The following is a 16,079-nucleotide window of genomic DNA, read 5'->3' on the forward strand; positions in this document are numbered from 1 at the left end:
AAAAATGTAAAAACAAAGGAGGAATAGCTACAATGAACGGACAGAATCGATCCGATATCCGCGCTGGTCTTCAGGTAGATATTGTACTTAAAAAGGATCAGCCTACCGGTAAGCTGACGCGAGGAACGGTGAAAGATATTTTGACCAATTCCCCGCGTCATCCGCATGGAATCAAAGTGCGTTTGGCAGACGGACAGGTTGGGCGTGTCAAACATATCGTAACGAACGAAGGCTAGAGCTTTGGGCTGAGGAGGAATGAAGATGAACCAGGCAACGGCATGGTCTAAAAATGATCGCTACCCGCTTGTTTTACTTGTATTGCTGGCGCTTGCCCTCATTTGGTCCTTGATTCGCCCGGTGGATTATTTTACATGGGTACTGGAAGTTCTACCCGCGGTTTTGGGAGCTGTGCTGCTGACGGCTTTGTACCGTAGATTTCGGTTTACCAATCTGGTATACACCCTAATCTGGCTGCACGCATTGATCTTGATTGTCGGTGGACATTATACCTATGCCGAAATGCCACTGTTCAACTGGATTCGGGATACGTTCGGACTGGAGCGCAATTATTATGATCGACTTGGGCATTTTGTACAAGGTTTTGTACCTGCACTCATTGTCAGGGAAGTGCTGTTGCGTAAAACGGCCTTGGGAAGCGGGAGCTGGCTCACTTTCCTCACGGTTAGTGTGTGTCTTGCGATCAGCGCTGTGTACGAGCTGATTGAGTTTGCTGTAGCCAAGGCAACCGGAACGGCAGCAGAAGCCTTTTTGGGCACACAAGGAGATGTATGGGATACCCAATGGGATATGCTTCTTGCGTTCATCGGTGCCTTGACCGCAGTGATTTTGTTGAGTGGGGTACATAACAAGCTGCTGAAACAATTAAGGTATTAGCAGAATTTATTTACCTCGCTTTTATCATGCTATCTGGAATTTCGCTGTTTTTGAAGGCTACATTCGCGTCATGGGACGGCTGTCGAGGTGTAGGGTTGCTGCGTCCATGTAGCTGTCCAGTAGCCGTTCAAAAATACGGTCCCACGTCTGCTCCAGGCTGTAGGCTCTACCCGCTCTGGACATCGAATCGCGAAGTGAGGCATCCTCGTACAACAGGTGTACAGCTTTGGCAAAGGCAGCGGCGTCCCCAGCAGGACACAATAGTCCTGTTTTTCCATGGATTAGATTATCTTTTACCCCGCCTTCATTGGCACCGACCACAGGTGTACCGCTCGCCATAGCCTCCAGTACAACGTTGCCGAAGGTTTCCGTGGTGGAAGGGAAGAGAAATACGTCGGCTGCGGCGTAGAGTTCAGCTAATTCCGGCCCTTTCACAAAACCAAGCCAGTGGACTGCATGCTCCGGTACCCCTATATCCGCTGTAGTTTTGACCTTATACAATGGACCATCTCCTGCAATGACCAGCACAGAGGCTGCGCGGACGTCGTCGGGTAACTGGAGATAGGAATCCAGTAACGTGTCTATCCCCTTTTCCGGTGCAAGCCTGCCCACATACAAAATAACAAATGCATCTGCATGAACGCCCCATTTCCTCCATACTGCATTACGGTCCACCTTTGGTTGAAATCGGTCAGTATCAATGCCTCTACTCCAGATTTCGAGCTGCCCCATTCCTTTATTGCGCAACAATTCCATGGTTGATTGAGAAGGGACATACACCCTTTCGCAATGTCTGTGAAACCAGAGCATGTATTTCCATAACGCAGGTTCAAGCCAGCGAAGCTTGTAATATTCGAGGTATTTATCAAAGTGGGTGTGATATGAGGCGACGAGTGGAATATGGTGTTTGGCTGCGTAGCTTGTTCCATACAGGCCAAGGTTAAACGGAGTAGCGACATGAATCAAATGCGGGGAAAAGGCTGACAGACGCTCGTTGATCTGTTTGGCGTTGGGGATCGCAAGTCTGCATTCCCGGTACAATAAAAAGGGAATACTCCGAAATCGCTCCACACCCGGCCCAGAGGGCAGATGATGGTCTGCCTCCGGTGCGAAGACGAGCGTAGATACTCCATGTGTCTCCAGATAGCCAATCCATCGTTCCAGGGTCAGAGCAGCGCCATTCACGTCAGGCGTATACGTGTCCGTAAATAATGCAACTCGAAGCATGCCTTCATTCCTCCTCCGCCATTCTCATTTATCCTATGACGTTCCAGGGGAGTCCGCTTGGAGGCTCCGGCTTTTATTGTGTCATGATTTTGTTTACGGGCTTGCCGGGTTTTGTAAAAGCTGGCCCGCGGACGGGCGCTTTTCTCGGAACATTCTGTAATAGACGAGGGAAGACAAAATATAGAAAACACCTGTCATGCTAAATGTGATGGCATAGCCCCAGTAGTTGCCATAAGTTGTAACCAAATAGGCTTGTACAGGTCCCATACCTGCGGTGCCTAGCATCCAGGTCGTCTGGAGAATGGAGTTGGCAATGCCACGATTTTTATCTGACACACGTTCGACGAGAATGGCGGTTTGCAGCGGATTGGCTGCATTCATTAGCGCTTGCCTGAATAGAAAGCTGATGGAAGCGATCCATAGCACGTTCGTAAAGCCTGTAATGAGAAGGAACGGTAGCGAAAGCATTTGGAAGCCAACTACAGCTCTGACCAGTCCTATTCGGCTACCGAGGGTAGGTCCGATCAACATGGAGAGGATGGTCATGAGCTGGCCGAGTGCAATCAGTAAACTCATTGCGCTGAGTGATACGGAGAAGCGGTTCGTAAAATACAAATTAAGATACGGGATGACCAGACCTGAACCTAACCCAAGAAAAAACTGGGCCAGAACAAATTGTCCAATAACCCGGCGATCAGAAGCAGCAGCAGGCGTCTCCGAGTCAGGTATATCGGATGTACTGTGCGGCGTATGTACTTGTTCTGTTTGAGGTGAAGATTCGGCAGGAGCTGGTGCTTCTAAGGTTGCCGTAGTTTTTGTGATGAATAATAGAGGAATAAAAGCGGTCAATGTTGCCATTCCTCCAAGGAACAGAGCAACCCGCAGACTGGATAGCGGTGTGATTCCCCACGTCTGCAGCCCATCTGCGAGTACACCACCCCCGAAGCTGCCTAGGACTTGGGCTGCCAGTACAAGAGCTGAGTAATAGCTGAATATTTTTAAGCGTTGGGCTTTACTTATGCTTTCCGCTAAGAAAGGCACAGCCAGCACCTGAATAAAGGCGGCGAATACACCTGAGATTACGGCAAATACCAACATGCTTCCGCTGGTATCTGTAAAGGTACGGGCGAGAAAGGCCAGGCCGCTGAATAACGCGCCGATGAGCAGCATATTTTTGCGGCTCGTCCGATCGCCCCAAAATCCGACCGGAATGAACAGCAACGCCGTCGCTAGCGCCTGCATGCTGACCACTTGGCCGTTCATATCATCGTCAAAGCCAAGCTTTTGGATATACAGGTTGTACAGCACAGAAAACATTCCCGTACCCATCTGGTACAGCAGATTGGCCATAAAAAACAATCGGATATTACGCGGCCACTTTCGGGGCTCTTCTAACATTTTGCTAATCCATGACACGATGAGTTCCTCCTGTGACGTTGTTGAAAATAAGTTAATTCTGTTGATATGTATTCTATCAGGAACTGTACATTTCATAAATATTCCTGATCTCCGATTGTTTTGGGTAATAATAAAGCATGGACTTTACATTGAATTTTCATTATAGTAATTCGGTATGAATAAATTTGAAAGGTAAGCAGGAGGGATGGCTTTGGCTTTTGGAGCACGGGTGTTAAAAACGGGAATCGCAGTGACGCTCGCCCTTTTTCTGAGCACGCTTTTGAACACCCATTCGCCTGTGGGGGCAGCGATAGCCGCTATTTTTGCCATGCAACCGTCGATATATAGGTCGTGGCGTTATTTTCTGGATCAACTCCAAACAAGCACACTAGGTGCAATCATGGCGTTGCTGGGCGGAATGGTATTTTCGAATGAGCCGATTGCAGTCGGGCTGGTATGTGTATTGGTACTTATGATATGTCTGAAAATAAATATGGCTGATACGGTTGGATTGACACTTGTGACCGTTGTTTCTGTAATGGAAGCCTCAGGGGACTGGAAATTTGCGGTGACCCGCTTTGCACTCACTTTGATTGGGATTGTGTCTGCTTTTGTCATCAATGTTAGCGTTTTTCCCCCGAAACCGAAAAGGCAGTTTATTAATCAGATTCAAAATGTATTTAACAGCATGTCTTTGTTGCTGCGTACTGCCATTTCCGATGAGATTAAGGAGTCTGTCTTTAAAGAGGAAAAAGGAAATCTGGAGGGAGCCATTAAATCGCTGTCGGACAAATATCATTTGTTCGAGGAAGAGCAGAAGAAGCTCAAGCGCTCTAAGTTTAGTCAAACGAGACAAATGGTAGTATACAAACAAATGCTCGGAAGTTTGCACAAAGGATATGAGGTACTGGATGCAGTGGAAAGGCACTACTTCCAGTCTCTACGGCCAAAGGGAACGGATGCTTTTTTTGACAGTCATCTGGAGCTACTGATTCGTTTTCACGAGCATGCTCTACTGAAATTCGAAAATAAGCTAAAACCGAATGAGGACGAAAGTGAATTGTTTCAGCAAGCCAACGGCGAATTTATGAAGCATGCGATTACACGTTTTGACCATTGTCAGGAGGGAATGCTGCGGCTTTCCATTGTAGCTGCGGCGATGTACGACTATGGTCATCAGCTGGAGAGGCTGAGCAGACTGGCCGATCATATTCATCCTGTGGAAGAGAGCAGATAGGCGAATTTCCTAAAAGAAAAGCGACCGCATTCATCAATCAGATGGCTGGTCGCTTTTTTATGTAATGAATTCAATTATGTAAGAACAGGTTAATAGAAGGTTGCCAGAACGCACAAAAAAAGCCCGCTGGTTGCGAACAGGGACTGAACTTGATACAATAGAGGATGCTCTGTTTTATGGTAAAACCATATGCTTAAGTTGTAAATCATACTTCTTTTTATATTATAGCATGCTTCAAAGGATTAGTCAATTTTCCCGGATCAGGGGGATGCCGCGAGTATGCCCGGGTCCATAATAGAGCATAGTTTGTACGCAAGGGAGCCCTGCGTGGAGCAGGAGGAAACGGAACAGGAGCGATGTCAGTGACTACTGAACAGCAATGGAATGAAGAACAACGAAGAGTAGAAGATGTGACCGCAGTGATTAGCGGGCGTATTCGGAAGCTAGAGACAGAGGTTGGTTCTGTGCGCGGAGATGTCGTCGATATGCGTAAAGACTTCTGGGATGAGGTAACGATCAATTTCAGTGAGGCGGATGATGTGGGCGAGACGTCCACCAGTTTGCGTCAGCAGTCTGAGATTTTGTCTGAGCGGGAACGAAGACACAAGCATTCTACAGAGGCGTTAGGTCGTTTGAAAAAGTTACTTGATTCACCGTATTTTGCACGCATTGATTTTGCTGAGGAAGGGCAGACTGCGGAACGTGTTTATCTGGGGATTGCCTCCCTGCTGGATAATCAAGATGAGGAGTTTCTGATATACGACTGGCGCGCGCCTATTTCCAATCTTTATTACGATAACATGCCGGGGCCCGCTTCATATAAGACCCCGGCAGGGGAGATGGAAGGGGAACTCACGCTTAAGCGCCAATTCTCGATCCGTGATGGACAGATCCGTTTTATGTTCGATACAGGGGTGACGATTGGAGACGAACTTCTTCAAGCAGTATTGAGTCGCAGCTCGGATGCTCAAATGAAAAGTATTGTCGCTACCATCCAAAAGGAGCAGAATCGCATCATCCGTGATGATCGAAGTCGGATGCTCATTGTTCAGGGGGCGGCGGGAAGTGGCAAAACCTCTGCTGCGCTTCAGAGAGTAGCGTATTTGCTATATAAGTACCGGGATCGCTTACGAGCGGATCAGGTCGTGTTATTTTCGCCTAACCCGATGTTCAACAGTTATGTATCGACAGTATTGCCTGAATTGGGTGAGGAAAATATGCTTCAGGCCACGTTTCAGGAATATTTGGAGCGGCGTTTGGGCCGGGAGTTTCAGTTAGAAGATCCATTTGAACAGCTGGAATATGTGCTTTCAGCGTCGTTACAGCCTGGGTATGAAGCTAGGATGGAGGGTATCCGCTTTAAGTCGTCCAAGACATTCTTACATGTGATTACAGGCTACAAGACGTATTTGGAAAAGGAGGGAATGCGTTTTAAACCCATCCGCTTTCAGGGACGTGAGGTGGTTTCAGTAGAGCAAATGGCACGCAAGTTTTATGAATTCGACTCTACGGTGCGGCTGGCGAACCGATTGGAACTGCTGCGGGATTGGATGCTCAAAGAGCTGGCCCGCTTTGGTAAGGAAGAATGCTCCGCCCCATGGGTGGATCAACAGATGGATCTGATGGAGCCGGAGGATTATCAGCGTGCCTATAACCGCATGCGCCGTAAATCCAAGAATAAGGGCGATACCTTCGACGATTTTACGCGTGAAAGAGAAATATTGGCGCGTATGGTGGTCAGTGACCGCTTAAAGCCCCTGCGCAAATGGATTAAGGCGCTTCGCTTCGTAGATACGACCCGGCTCTACAGCGAGCTGTTTATGAACGAGACGCTGCTGAGCCAACTGGCGAATCATGCAGAGCTGCCCGTCAGCTGGGGTGAAATTAGTCGACAAACTCTGGAACGAATTCAGGCTGGGGAGTTAGCGTATGAGGATGTGACACCCTTTTTATATTTGCGTGAGTTGATGCTGGGTTTCCGTTCTAATAGCAACATCCGTCACGTGTTTATTGATGAGGCACAGGACTATTCCCCATTCCAACTGGCTTTCTTCAAGCGCTTATTTCCACAGGCTAAAATGACGGCACTGGGTGATTTTAATCAGGCTATCTATGCCCATGCCTCGGTGCTTCAGGATGCAGAGCCATTGTATGACTTGTATGGTGCAGATCAGACCGAAATGATTTCCCTGACACGAAGCTATCGCTCAACACAGGAGATTGTGGAATTTACTCGGGGGATGGTCGCTGGGGGAGAGCACATTGTACCGTTTAATCGTAAGGGTGAGAAGCCTCTTGTAAACGAGGTGCATTCGCGTGAAAAGTTGCATCAACAGATAGCTGGGAATGTCACAGAATTGTTGGCAGAAGGCTATGAATCCATCGCGGTGATTTGTAAAAATGCTGACGAAAGCGCGGCAGCCTACGAAGCGCTGGAAGAAAAGCTGTCAGTGAAGCCAAAATTGATTAAGAAAACAACTCCCGCTTTTGAAAAGGGGATTCATATCATTCCGGCCTACCTGGCAAAAGGCGTGGAATTCGATGCGGTCCTGATTTATGACGGATCAGCGAAACAATACCAGCGTGAGAGTGAGCGTAAGTTATTCTACACCGCCTGTACGCGAGCGATGCATCTGCTGCATATTTATAGCATAGGGGAGATTACGCCATTCGTGAGTTTACGGGATTCGGATACGTATACTCGCAAAGTGGAAGAAAGTGATCGTGTTCTATAGAGAGGACATTGGCAATCAGCTGGGGGCAAATACCTTAGAAACCCATGCGATGCTTGAATAGATGTAGAGTTGGCTGGCATTATGGAGCGTATTCCAGTAACATAAGCAAATAAGAAAAACAGGTAAGAAGCATAAACGGAGGTTACAAACGTAATGGACATGAAGAGTGTATTTCAACGCCCGCCGCTGGCGGACTGTGTACCCGAGCTGGTGGCTACAGCTAGAGGGGAGCGCAAGGCATCGCTGGTGATCCGCGGAGGAACGCTGGTCAATGTGGTATCGGGCGAATTGCTGCCAGGCATGTCTATTGCTGTGCAAGGTTCTCGTATCGCTTACGTCGGTAGGGACGTCAGTCATACGATTGGAGAAGACACCATAATCATTGAAGCCGAAGGCCGCTATATGGCACCGGGGTTACTGGACGGACATTGTCACATCGAAAGCACACAGCTGACCGTAACTGAGTTCGCTAAGGCTGTACTGCCGCTGGGAGTGACGGGTGGTTTTTTTGACCCGCATGAAATTTCCAATGTACTGGGTCTAAAAGGGCTTCGTCTGATGCTGGACGAAGCACGTACGACACCGCTGGCTGCTTACATGCAGGTGGCTTCTTGCGTGCCGTCCACAGGTCCGGAACTGGAAACGACGGGTGCCTCCTTCGGCCCGGCGGAAGTCGCAGAGGCGTTAAGCTGGGGCCCGGATATGATCGGGCTGGGCGAAGTCATGAATTTCCCTGGTGTCGTCTATGGAGACGATGTGATGATCGGGGAAATTCAGGCCACGCTGCGCGCGGGCAAGGTGGCGGATGGCCATTTTACATGGGCCTCCGATGATTGGCGTCTGCCGGTCTATGCAGCCGCGGGAATTACGGGCGATCACGAGTGTGTCACGCCCGAGGATGTAGCCGAGCGTATCCGGCTCGGCATGTATGCCAAGATGCGGCAAGGCTCCGCATGGCATGATGTGGCCGAGACGATCCGAGCCAGCACGGAAATGGGTCTCGACACGCGCCGCATGATGCTGGTAACGGATGACCGCAGCGCAGAATCCTTGCTCCATGAAGGACAGATGGATTTCGTCGTGCGTCATGCCATTGCACAGGGCGTCAAGCCCGTAACCGCGTTTCAGATGGCCACGCTGAATACGGCAGAGCGCTTCGGCGTGGCACGGGATATCGGAGCGATCATTCCGGGTGCGATTGCCGACATTATTTTGCTTGATGGCCGATTGGCCGAAGTGAATGTGACGGCTACCATCGCAGCGGGCCAGCTGGTGGCCGAGCACGGTCAAATGGTCGCCGATTGGGACGGCTTCGTTTATCCTGCGGAAGTGATGGACACCGTCCATCTGGGGCGAGAGCTGAGTGCTGCAGATTTCCGCATTGCGGCTCCAGTACAGGAGGGGGATGTACCTGTACGAGTGATTCGTGTTACGGAAAATCACGTGGACACGAAGGAAGTGCGGATGACCGTTCCGGTCCGTAATGGAGAAGTCACGGCAGATCCTGCACAGGATTTGTGCAAAATAGCCGTTTTCGAGCGCCATCATGCCAGTGGCAGTCACGCGGTTGCACTTGTAACAGGTGTAGGCTTCACCGAGCCGGCTGCGATTGCCATGACCGTCGCGCATGATAGCCACAACTTGCTCGTCATTGGTAATGATGACGGGCTCATGACCCAGGCGGCGAAGCAGGCTGTTGCCCTGCGTGGTGGCGTGGTCGTCGTATCCGCCTCGGGTGAGACGCGCTTCCCGCTGCCTATCGCCGGGCTGATGTCCCCAGCTCCGTTTGCAGAGGTGGCTGCGCAGTCCGAAAGTATCAGCCGGGCGCTTCAGCAATCCGGCTGCATGCTGAACAACGCGCTGATGACACTGTCACTGCTCGCACTGGTCGTTATCCCTGAAATCCGTCTGTCGGATCAGGGGCTTGTCGTGATCGGAGCGGATGGCATCCGCAAGGTATCTCTTTTCGTGGAAGAGGATGCTGCGGAAGTCTGATAGAACACGTCGCTGGGGGTTGTCCTGCAGGTCTGACCAGACCTGAGGGATAACCCCTGTTTTTCATATACGAAGCCAAAAAAGTTATCTTCGATTCCTTTATAAAAGTCAAGGAGAGGTGAGCAGATGCATCCCTATTATCGTTCATTAGAAAAGATGGCTCATCATGCCTCGATTATAGAGCAGGATTGGAACAGGTTTGTAGAGCAAACCCATGTGAAGCATATTCAGCAGGGAATTCGCCTTTTATCTTTTGGAGACGAAAAAAGTGTAATTAGAAAAAATCACATTATACAGTTGTGTTACTTATAATCTTCAGAAAACCGTTCTTCCCAGCGGTAAACATTAACTGATTAATGGATTTTCTTGCGGTATCGTTAAACAAATACCACTCATCTTTCGATACGTCATGAACTAAAATCTCTGGATATTCTGTTGAAAGTTCAGATGGAACAGGACTAATTAAAGAATAAATATCAAAACGAACTAAGCTTTTCCCTTTTTGGTCTAAGAAATCATATTGTGCATTTTTATAATAAGACCCAAATGTGTCAATAGTGAAGCTCCAAGAGTAGTTTGCAGGTGCTTCAACCTTTTCACCTATGTTTTTTGCAAAAATATTATAAATGGTTTCATTAAATGCATTTACATTAATTTGCTGAACTACGCCGCCCATAAACATATGGTATTCATATTGCAATGCTTTTACTTGTACACCGTCTATGAACAATGGTTTAGTATCAACAGTCACTGCAAAGTTGTTGTAATTGACATTACAGCCAAACGTCTCTGCAATAAAACGAAGTGGAACATATATGCGATTATTTTTCGTGTATGGTTTTACATCAAGCAGTATCTTTTCTCCGTTTTTTTTCGCGGTGTTTCTATTTATTGCTAATTTCACTTTCATATCGCTTTTAGCGAGAATAACCTCGGAATTGGACCACTCGACGCTAGCCCCCAAACTTTCACTAATAACACGTAGAGGTACCATTGTGCGTTTGTTCTTCATTTCGGGCTTCACATCGGATGTAGTAGTCACACCGTCAACTTTGATTTGATTTTCTGCTGCATAAGTAGTGGACGATGAAATAAATAAAAAAATTGTAAGAAAAGCCCCAAAGAAAGCTTTTTTCATAAATGATTGCTCCTTTCTTGGTTTAATTTGTTGCACAGCAACTTTACCCCATATTAAGACGCAACTGGATAAAGATCGTTGCGCTGTCCTGTCTGTTAACTTAACGTAACAACCAGTTTGTACTATTTAATTAACTTCCGACATTTACCAACTTTAAACTTCTAATCTTCCTGGGGAATTATGTCGATAACATTGAATATTATTCATAAAATTTATCAAAGTAAATCCTTAGGGGGAAAGTTAATGAGAATACAGCTAAAAGTTGCGATTTCTCTAGCATGTTTAATGATGTTTATAGGTTGCTCAGCCTCACCAGTATCACAGCAGACGACCAAGATTACACTTTTGAATTCCAAAAGTGAAATAAAAACTCAGTTAGAAGAAGTAGCAAAACAATACAATCAAGAGCACTCTGAAGTATCTTTGGAGATTATTACCGCTCCTGAGGGGACGTCTGCATATCAAAAGCTGATGTCGATGTACGGCTCAGGAAGTCCCGCTACCATGTCGATGCTGGATCCTGGGGATGCTCAGCAATTTCTGGATAAAGCCGTTGATTTAAGCAAAGAAAAGTGGGTAGCTGATACGATAGAAAATGGACTTGACGCCGTTAAGAAAAGTGATGCTGTGCTGGGGTTTCCATTTGCAGTGGAAGGCTACGGATTAATTTACAATAAGAAAGTGCTGGACAAAGCAACAGGTGGGGCTTTTGATGCTTCCTCGGTAAAAAGTAGAAGCAACCTGAACTCATTAATGGCTAAGATTCAGAAGACGGGAGTAGCACCGGTCATGCTTTCACCAATGGACTGGTCTCTCGGCTCTCATCTTTTAGCTTTGTCTTATTCTGTTCAGCCTGGGGGTTTTCCGGAGTTTGTTAAAGGTATGCAGGATAACTCCATAGACATGTCCCAAAACAGTGTGATGTCTGGATGGGTACAAACTTTAGACCTACTCAAGGATAACAGCATCAATAAGCATTCGCCTTTGGACAGCACGTATGACGATGGAGCTAAAGCATTAGGAGAGGGAAAAGTGGGGCTTTGGTTTATGGGCAACTGGGCTTGGGCGGGGATTAAGAGCAATGATACAGCAAATGAGGAATACGGTTTTTTGCCCCTTCCGTTAAGCGATAATACGGATGACCCTAACAATGCTAAGATTACAGTCGGTGTAACAAAGTATATTTTCATTGACTCCACAGCTACCACACCTCAGGAGCAAGAGGAAGCAAAGAAGTTTCTGAACTGGCTGGTATACGACAAGTCCGGACAAGATTTTCTTGTAAACAAGGCTAATACGGTACCCGCGTTCAAAAATATTGATTTAGAGCCTGCCGATCCTTTGGGAAGATCAATCAAGTCGTATATCTCGAGCGGAAAGACGCTGCCGTTTATGTCAACCCTTCCACCTGATCATGCAGCCATCACAGGAGCATCTATCCAAAGCTACATCAGTGGAAAGATAGATAAGGCTGAGCTGTTGCGCCAAATACGCATATACTGGAAAGCTCAGCAGTGATGATCGAGACCAGTTACGGGAGGAAGATAAAGATGATTAAATTAACGTTAAAGAAAAAAATAATTAGTGCAGCACTCATACTGGTTATCGTACTGTCCCTTTCAAGTGTTATAGGCGTCATTAAGATGTCGGAAATGGGTGAGGCTTCTGACAAGGTAAATAACAGGTCTTTACCCGCGGTTATTCTTCTTCAGGGTATGGATAAGCAGATTACAGAAATCGATAGACTCACCGTTCGATTGATACTTGAAGAGGATGCGGCTGTTCGCAGCACTTATCAAGAAGAACTAACCAAAGCTACTGCTTCAATGGATAAGAGTGTAAATGAATATCAAAGTTTAGCCTCTACGGCAGAGGAAAAAGAACTGTTCACCAACTTTTATGGTCAGTGGGCAATGTATCTTCGCCATCTCAAAGTGGTTTCCGCTGCCATGGAAGAAAACGACAAAGTGATGGCCTACATGATCATTCATGGAAATTCTTCTATTTATAAGGCAGCATTAGATGATGTAAATAAACTGAAGCTACTTAATGAGCAGTACGCTACTGATGCCGCTAATCAATCGAGTCAATCTTACCATTCAGGTAGAATTTTAATGATTTCTCTGACGATCATATGTACGATACTTGGAATCATTGGTTCTTTTTTACTGGCTCAATCGTTCACTAAGCCCATATTAAAGATAGCGGAACAGATAAAGCTGGTAACGAGGGGGGACCTGCAAGTGGAACCCCTTAGTATCCGATCAAAAGATGAGGTCGGGGAACTGGCATCCGATTTTAATGAAATGTGCGATTCACTGCGTAACCTTTTAAAAGAAGTCGTGGATAACTCTCTACTGGTTGCCTCTACAGCAGAACAGTTAACGGCCAGTGCGGAACAGACAAGCATCGCTACCGAGCAGATAGCTATAAGTGCCACTCAAGTCGCAGAGGGATCTCAGACACAGCTTGCAGATATAGCTGAAACGCTGAATTACACGGTAGACGTTTCTAAAAGTGTAGACAACATAACCAATCGCTTTGTTCATGTGGCTAATCTCACAACCCAAGCACAAGAAAAAGCAAACAACGGGAAAACCCGAATGTCTTCGACTGTCTCCCAAATAAGAGATGTGCATACCAAGGTAACTCAATCCGCTGAAGTGGTAAATATTCTAGGCGAAAAGTCGGCGGAGATTAAACAGATCACAGCTATGATCAGTGATATAGCAGCCCGAACCAACTTGCTTTCACTAAATGCGAGTATAGAAGCTGCAAGAGCGGGAGAGCAGGGAAAAGGGTTTGCGGTTGTTGCTTTTGAAGTACGCAATTTGTCGGCACAAGCAAGTGAAGCAACAGGCAAGATCTCTTCTCTGGTCAACGAAATTACCTTAAGAACAAACGAAGTCGTGCTTTCAATGAACGAAGGTGTTCAATCTCTAAATGAAGGTATGATGCTTGTCGAAGGTGTCGGTAACGTCTTTTCTGAGATTGTAGGTGCCGTTGAAGAAGTGAGCGGTGAGGTGGACACTGCGGCTGTAGAAGCAAGATCTGTAAATGAAGGAACCGTTTCTATGGTGGAATCTATGAGAAAAATTGCTGAAATCTCCGAACGTGCAGCCGATTCTACTCAAACAGTCGCAAGCGTGGTCGAGGAAACTACCGCTTCCATGCAGGAAGTGTCTGCAGGTGCTAACATGCTTGCCAAGCGGGCGGAAGAGATGAATCAAACGGTGTCGGTATTCAAGATTTAAAATAAGCTTCAAATTAACTGGAGTTAAGAGCGGCAGCCTTGGACGAGAAAAACAAGTCCTAGACTGCCGCTGTTCTGTTAAGCTCAAACCATTAGATTACGAATGAACTGCTTCAGCTTTTTTGTTTGCTCTTTTCAAATCTTGTTTACGGCGTTCCTCCAGATACCGTTCCCCATTCTTCTTGTCTGCTGTCAGTGTAAAGCAGGATATGATGGTGAACAGGCCTGCAATGGAACCCAGAATTACATAGGTAATCGGGAAATTTAATACTTCATACATATGCCCCACAATGGGCGAGAAAATGGAAACCACCAGGGAGCCCATAAACAAATACAGCAGGTACATGGTGGAGGACAGGCGCTGGTCAAAGTTAACGGTAATATATTTGAAGATGGCTACCAGAATAAGCGGTTTCTCCAGGGAGTGAATCATCTTCATTGCAGCGACCCATATGGAACCGAATGGCAACGAAGAGCCGATAATACGCAAAGACATAATCGACCCGGCAATAATTAATGCCCATTTGGCGGTCGTTTTGTTTACAAACCAAGGGGTAACGAAAAGGAACACAAATTCCAGGAAAACTTGCACAGCGCTCAAATCGCCAAGGAATTGATTTCCTTCCGCTTTGGAACTGAACTGCGATACGAAGTATGTGGCAAACTGTTGGTCATATACCTCATAAATTTGGGTCACGCCAACCATGAATAGCATAAGAAACCAGAACTTTTTGGTACGTACGAGATGCAGTACATCAATTAGCTTCAACGATTCTGTTTTCTGCTGCTCCTGTCCGGAAATTTCGACTTTGGTCAGGAAGATGCAGATCATGGCAACAATGGCAGATACCGAGGCGATCCAGAAGGTCAGATTTACATTGATATTGATGACCCGTCCAGCAACAAAAGTAGCCGCCGCCCATCCGAGCGAACCCCACATACGAACCCGTCCGTATTCAAAGCCATATTTACGCGAAACTTTGTCCATATACGAATCGACGACACCGTTACCTGCATTAAACACCAGGCCGATAAATAGCGCACCAACAATGGCACCAATGACGAACTGCGTTTGAAGCAATGGACCGTACACATAGATAAAAAAGGGTCCGACGAGCAAAAGGATTGTAAAGAGTATGTACAGCAGATGTTTTCTCAAGCCCAGCTTGTCAGATAAGTAACCGAACAGGGGCTGCATGATCAAGGCGACGATTGAATTAGCCGCGTATAGAAATCCCGTGTAGGTTTGTGAAATTCCCAGGCTTTGTCCCAGCCAAATGACAAAAAAAGACATGGCGGCAGACCATGTAAACAGATAAGCGAAGTTGAAAATACTCAAAGACCAATAGTTGCGTTTTGCCAAATTCATCATGTTTAAGCACCCCTTTAAATTGTAGCGGCTCAAATTGTATACAACGTTAATATGCATTGTCTGTACTATTAATTGTAAGGATTATTCAGATGCTTCCATAGGGCATTTTCCCAAGATTTCCTGTGCTTATTACAATCAGTTGATAATTCGAATAAAACAGCCGATCCTGATATGGATTAAATATGGTAAAATATACAAAAAATATTATGTATTACTCTTTCGAACAGAGATGAAGAATGCGTATGATTTTAAAGAAATCTAACATAGCGAACGCTTGAGAGTTAACTCAATTTCCTTATCCAAAAGCAACCAGGCAGCTCTTGATGTAAGCGATATGACGGTAACATGAGAATATGCTGTTACATGGGTGTTTGAACTAATTAAAAACTTTTACGAGACCTACCGGGTGTGTGTAACTACATCTACGTCTTGTAAGAAATAAGTCCTAAGTGTAAAATTTCCTTATAGTTCATTAAGCTCATCAAGTAGGAGGAGAAACATAGGGGGGCATCATAATTGTAAAAGCAAGGGGATGAAGTGATTCATTTTGCAAGTACAAAGTTACTTGAAACAGTGATCGTATATAGAGTATTGTGTAACGATGAGTTAAGACGAAATCCACTCACCCTAAGGGACAGGTTATCACCCTACACTAGTCAGAAGGGGGGAGCGGATGGCTGTCCCTGATTGGTGAGGTCATTTAGATCGAACTGAGCATTATTTGTGAAAAGCACCAGATTACATACTCTAGGCAATCAGATACCGTTCTTTGGATGCAACATGGGCTACGCCCCTATTAACATATATTATACAAATTAAAGAGAAAACGA

General features: G+C 46.3%; 11 protein-coding genes. 7 read left to right on the plus strand and 4 right to left on the minus strand.

Annotation, left to right across the window (positions count from 1 at the left end):
* The first annotated feature begins 32 nt into the window (after positions 1-32).
* Together ACUUJN_RS09470 and ACUUJN_RS09475 are read left to right on the plus strand one after the other, a co-directional pair.
* Positions 33-236 (plus strand): YwbE family protein, encoded by a 204-nt coding sequence (locus ACUUJN_RS09470; protein ID WP_013309792.1) that lies wholly within the window; start codon positions 33-35, stop codon positions 234-236.
* Positions 237-261: 25 nt separating this feature from the next.
* On the plus strand, positions 262-894 hold the full coding sequence (locus ACUUJN_RS09475) for a DUF2238 domain-containing protein (RefSeq protein ID WP_023988099.1): 633 nt from the start codon (positions 262-264) through the stop codon (positions 892-894).
* Between the two features lie 57 nt (positions 895-951).
* On the opposite strand, the gene ACUUJN_RS09480 is transcribed toward ACUUJN_RS09475, so the two are convergent.
* Entirely contained in the window at positions 952-2,121 is a 1,170-nt protein-coding gene (locus tag ACUUJN_RS09480) for a glycosyltransferase family 4 protein (RefSeq protein WP_076156954.1), read from the minus strand.
* A 93-nt stretch (positions 2,122-2,214) separates the two neighbouring features.
* Positions 2,215-3,537 carry an MFS transporter gene (locus tag ACUUJN_RS09485; protein WP_023988101.1) on the minus strand — a complete coding sequence of 441 codons (1,323 nt, stop codon included), beginning with the start codon at positions 3,535-3,537 and terminating at the stop codon, positions 2,215-2,217.
* 187 nt (positions 3,538-3,724) lie between these two features.
* Between ACUUJN_RS09485 and ACUUJN_RS09490 the strand changes: the two genes are divergently transcribed.
* From ACUUJN_RS09490 to ACUUJN_RS09500, 3 genes are all read left to right on the plus strand, one after another.
* A complete protein-coding gene (locus tag ACUUJN_RS09490; protein ID WP_175405266.1) occupies positions 3,725-4,756 on the plus strand; it encodes an FUSC family protein in 1,032 nt (343 codons plus the stop codon).
* A gap of 356 nt (positions 4,757-5,112) precedes the next feature.
* Positions 5,113-7,491, plus strand: coding sequence for an RNA polymerase recycling motor HelD (gene helD / locus ACUUJN_RS09495; RefSeq protein ID WP_484669531.1), 2,379 nt, complete (start codon positions 5,113-5,115; stop codon positions 7,489-7,491).
* A gap of 153 nt (positions 7,492-7,644) precedes the next feature.
* On the plus strand, positions 7,645-9,486 hold the full coding sequence (locus tag ACUUJN_RS09500) for an adenine deaminase (protein WP_068940600.1): 1,842 nt from the start codon (positions 7,645-7,647) through the stop codon (positions 9,484-9,486).
* A gap of 289 nt (positions 9,487-9,775) precedes the next feature.
* On the opposite strand, the gene ACUUJN_RS09505 is transcribed toward ACUUJN_RS09500, so the two are convergent.
* A complete protein-coding gene (locus ACUUJN_RS09505; RefSeq protein WP_023988106.1) occupies positions 9,776-10,624 on the minus strand; it encodes a copper amine oxidase N-terminal domain-containing protein in 849 nt (282 codons plus the stop codon).
* A 243-nt stretch (positions 10,625-10,867) separates the two neighbouring features.
* Between ACUUJN_RS09505 and ACUUJN_RS09510 the strand changes: the two genes are divergently transcribed.
* Positions 10,868-12,142, plus strand: coding sequence for an ABC transporter substrate-binding protein (locus ACUUJN_RS09510; protein WP_338533698.1), 1,275 nt, complete (start codon positions 10,868-10,870; stop codon positions 12,140-12,142).
* 32 nt (positions 12,143-12,174) lie between these two features.
* The gene (locus ACUUJN_RS09515; RefSeq protein ID WP_075154055.1) at positions 12,175-13,878 is read left to right on the plus strand and encodes a methyl-accepting chemotaxis protein; all 1,704 of its coding nucleotides are present in this window, start codon (positions 12,175-12,177) and stop codon (positions 13,876-13,878) included.
* 96 nt (positions 13,879-13,974) lie between these two features.
* Here the strand turns inward: ACUUJN_RS09515 and ACUUJN_RS09520 are convergent, their stop codons facing one another.
* Positions 13,975-15,249, minus strand: coding sequence for an oligosaccharide MFS transporter (locus ACUUJN_RS09520; protein ID WP_034095014.1), 1,275 nt, complete (start codon positions 15,247-15,249; stop codon positions 13,975-13,977).
* Positions 15,250-16,079 lie beyond the last annotated feature (830 nt).

Source organism: Paenibacillus sp. LRG-1, from assembly GCF_057220305.1.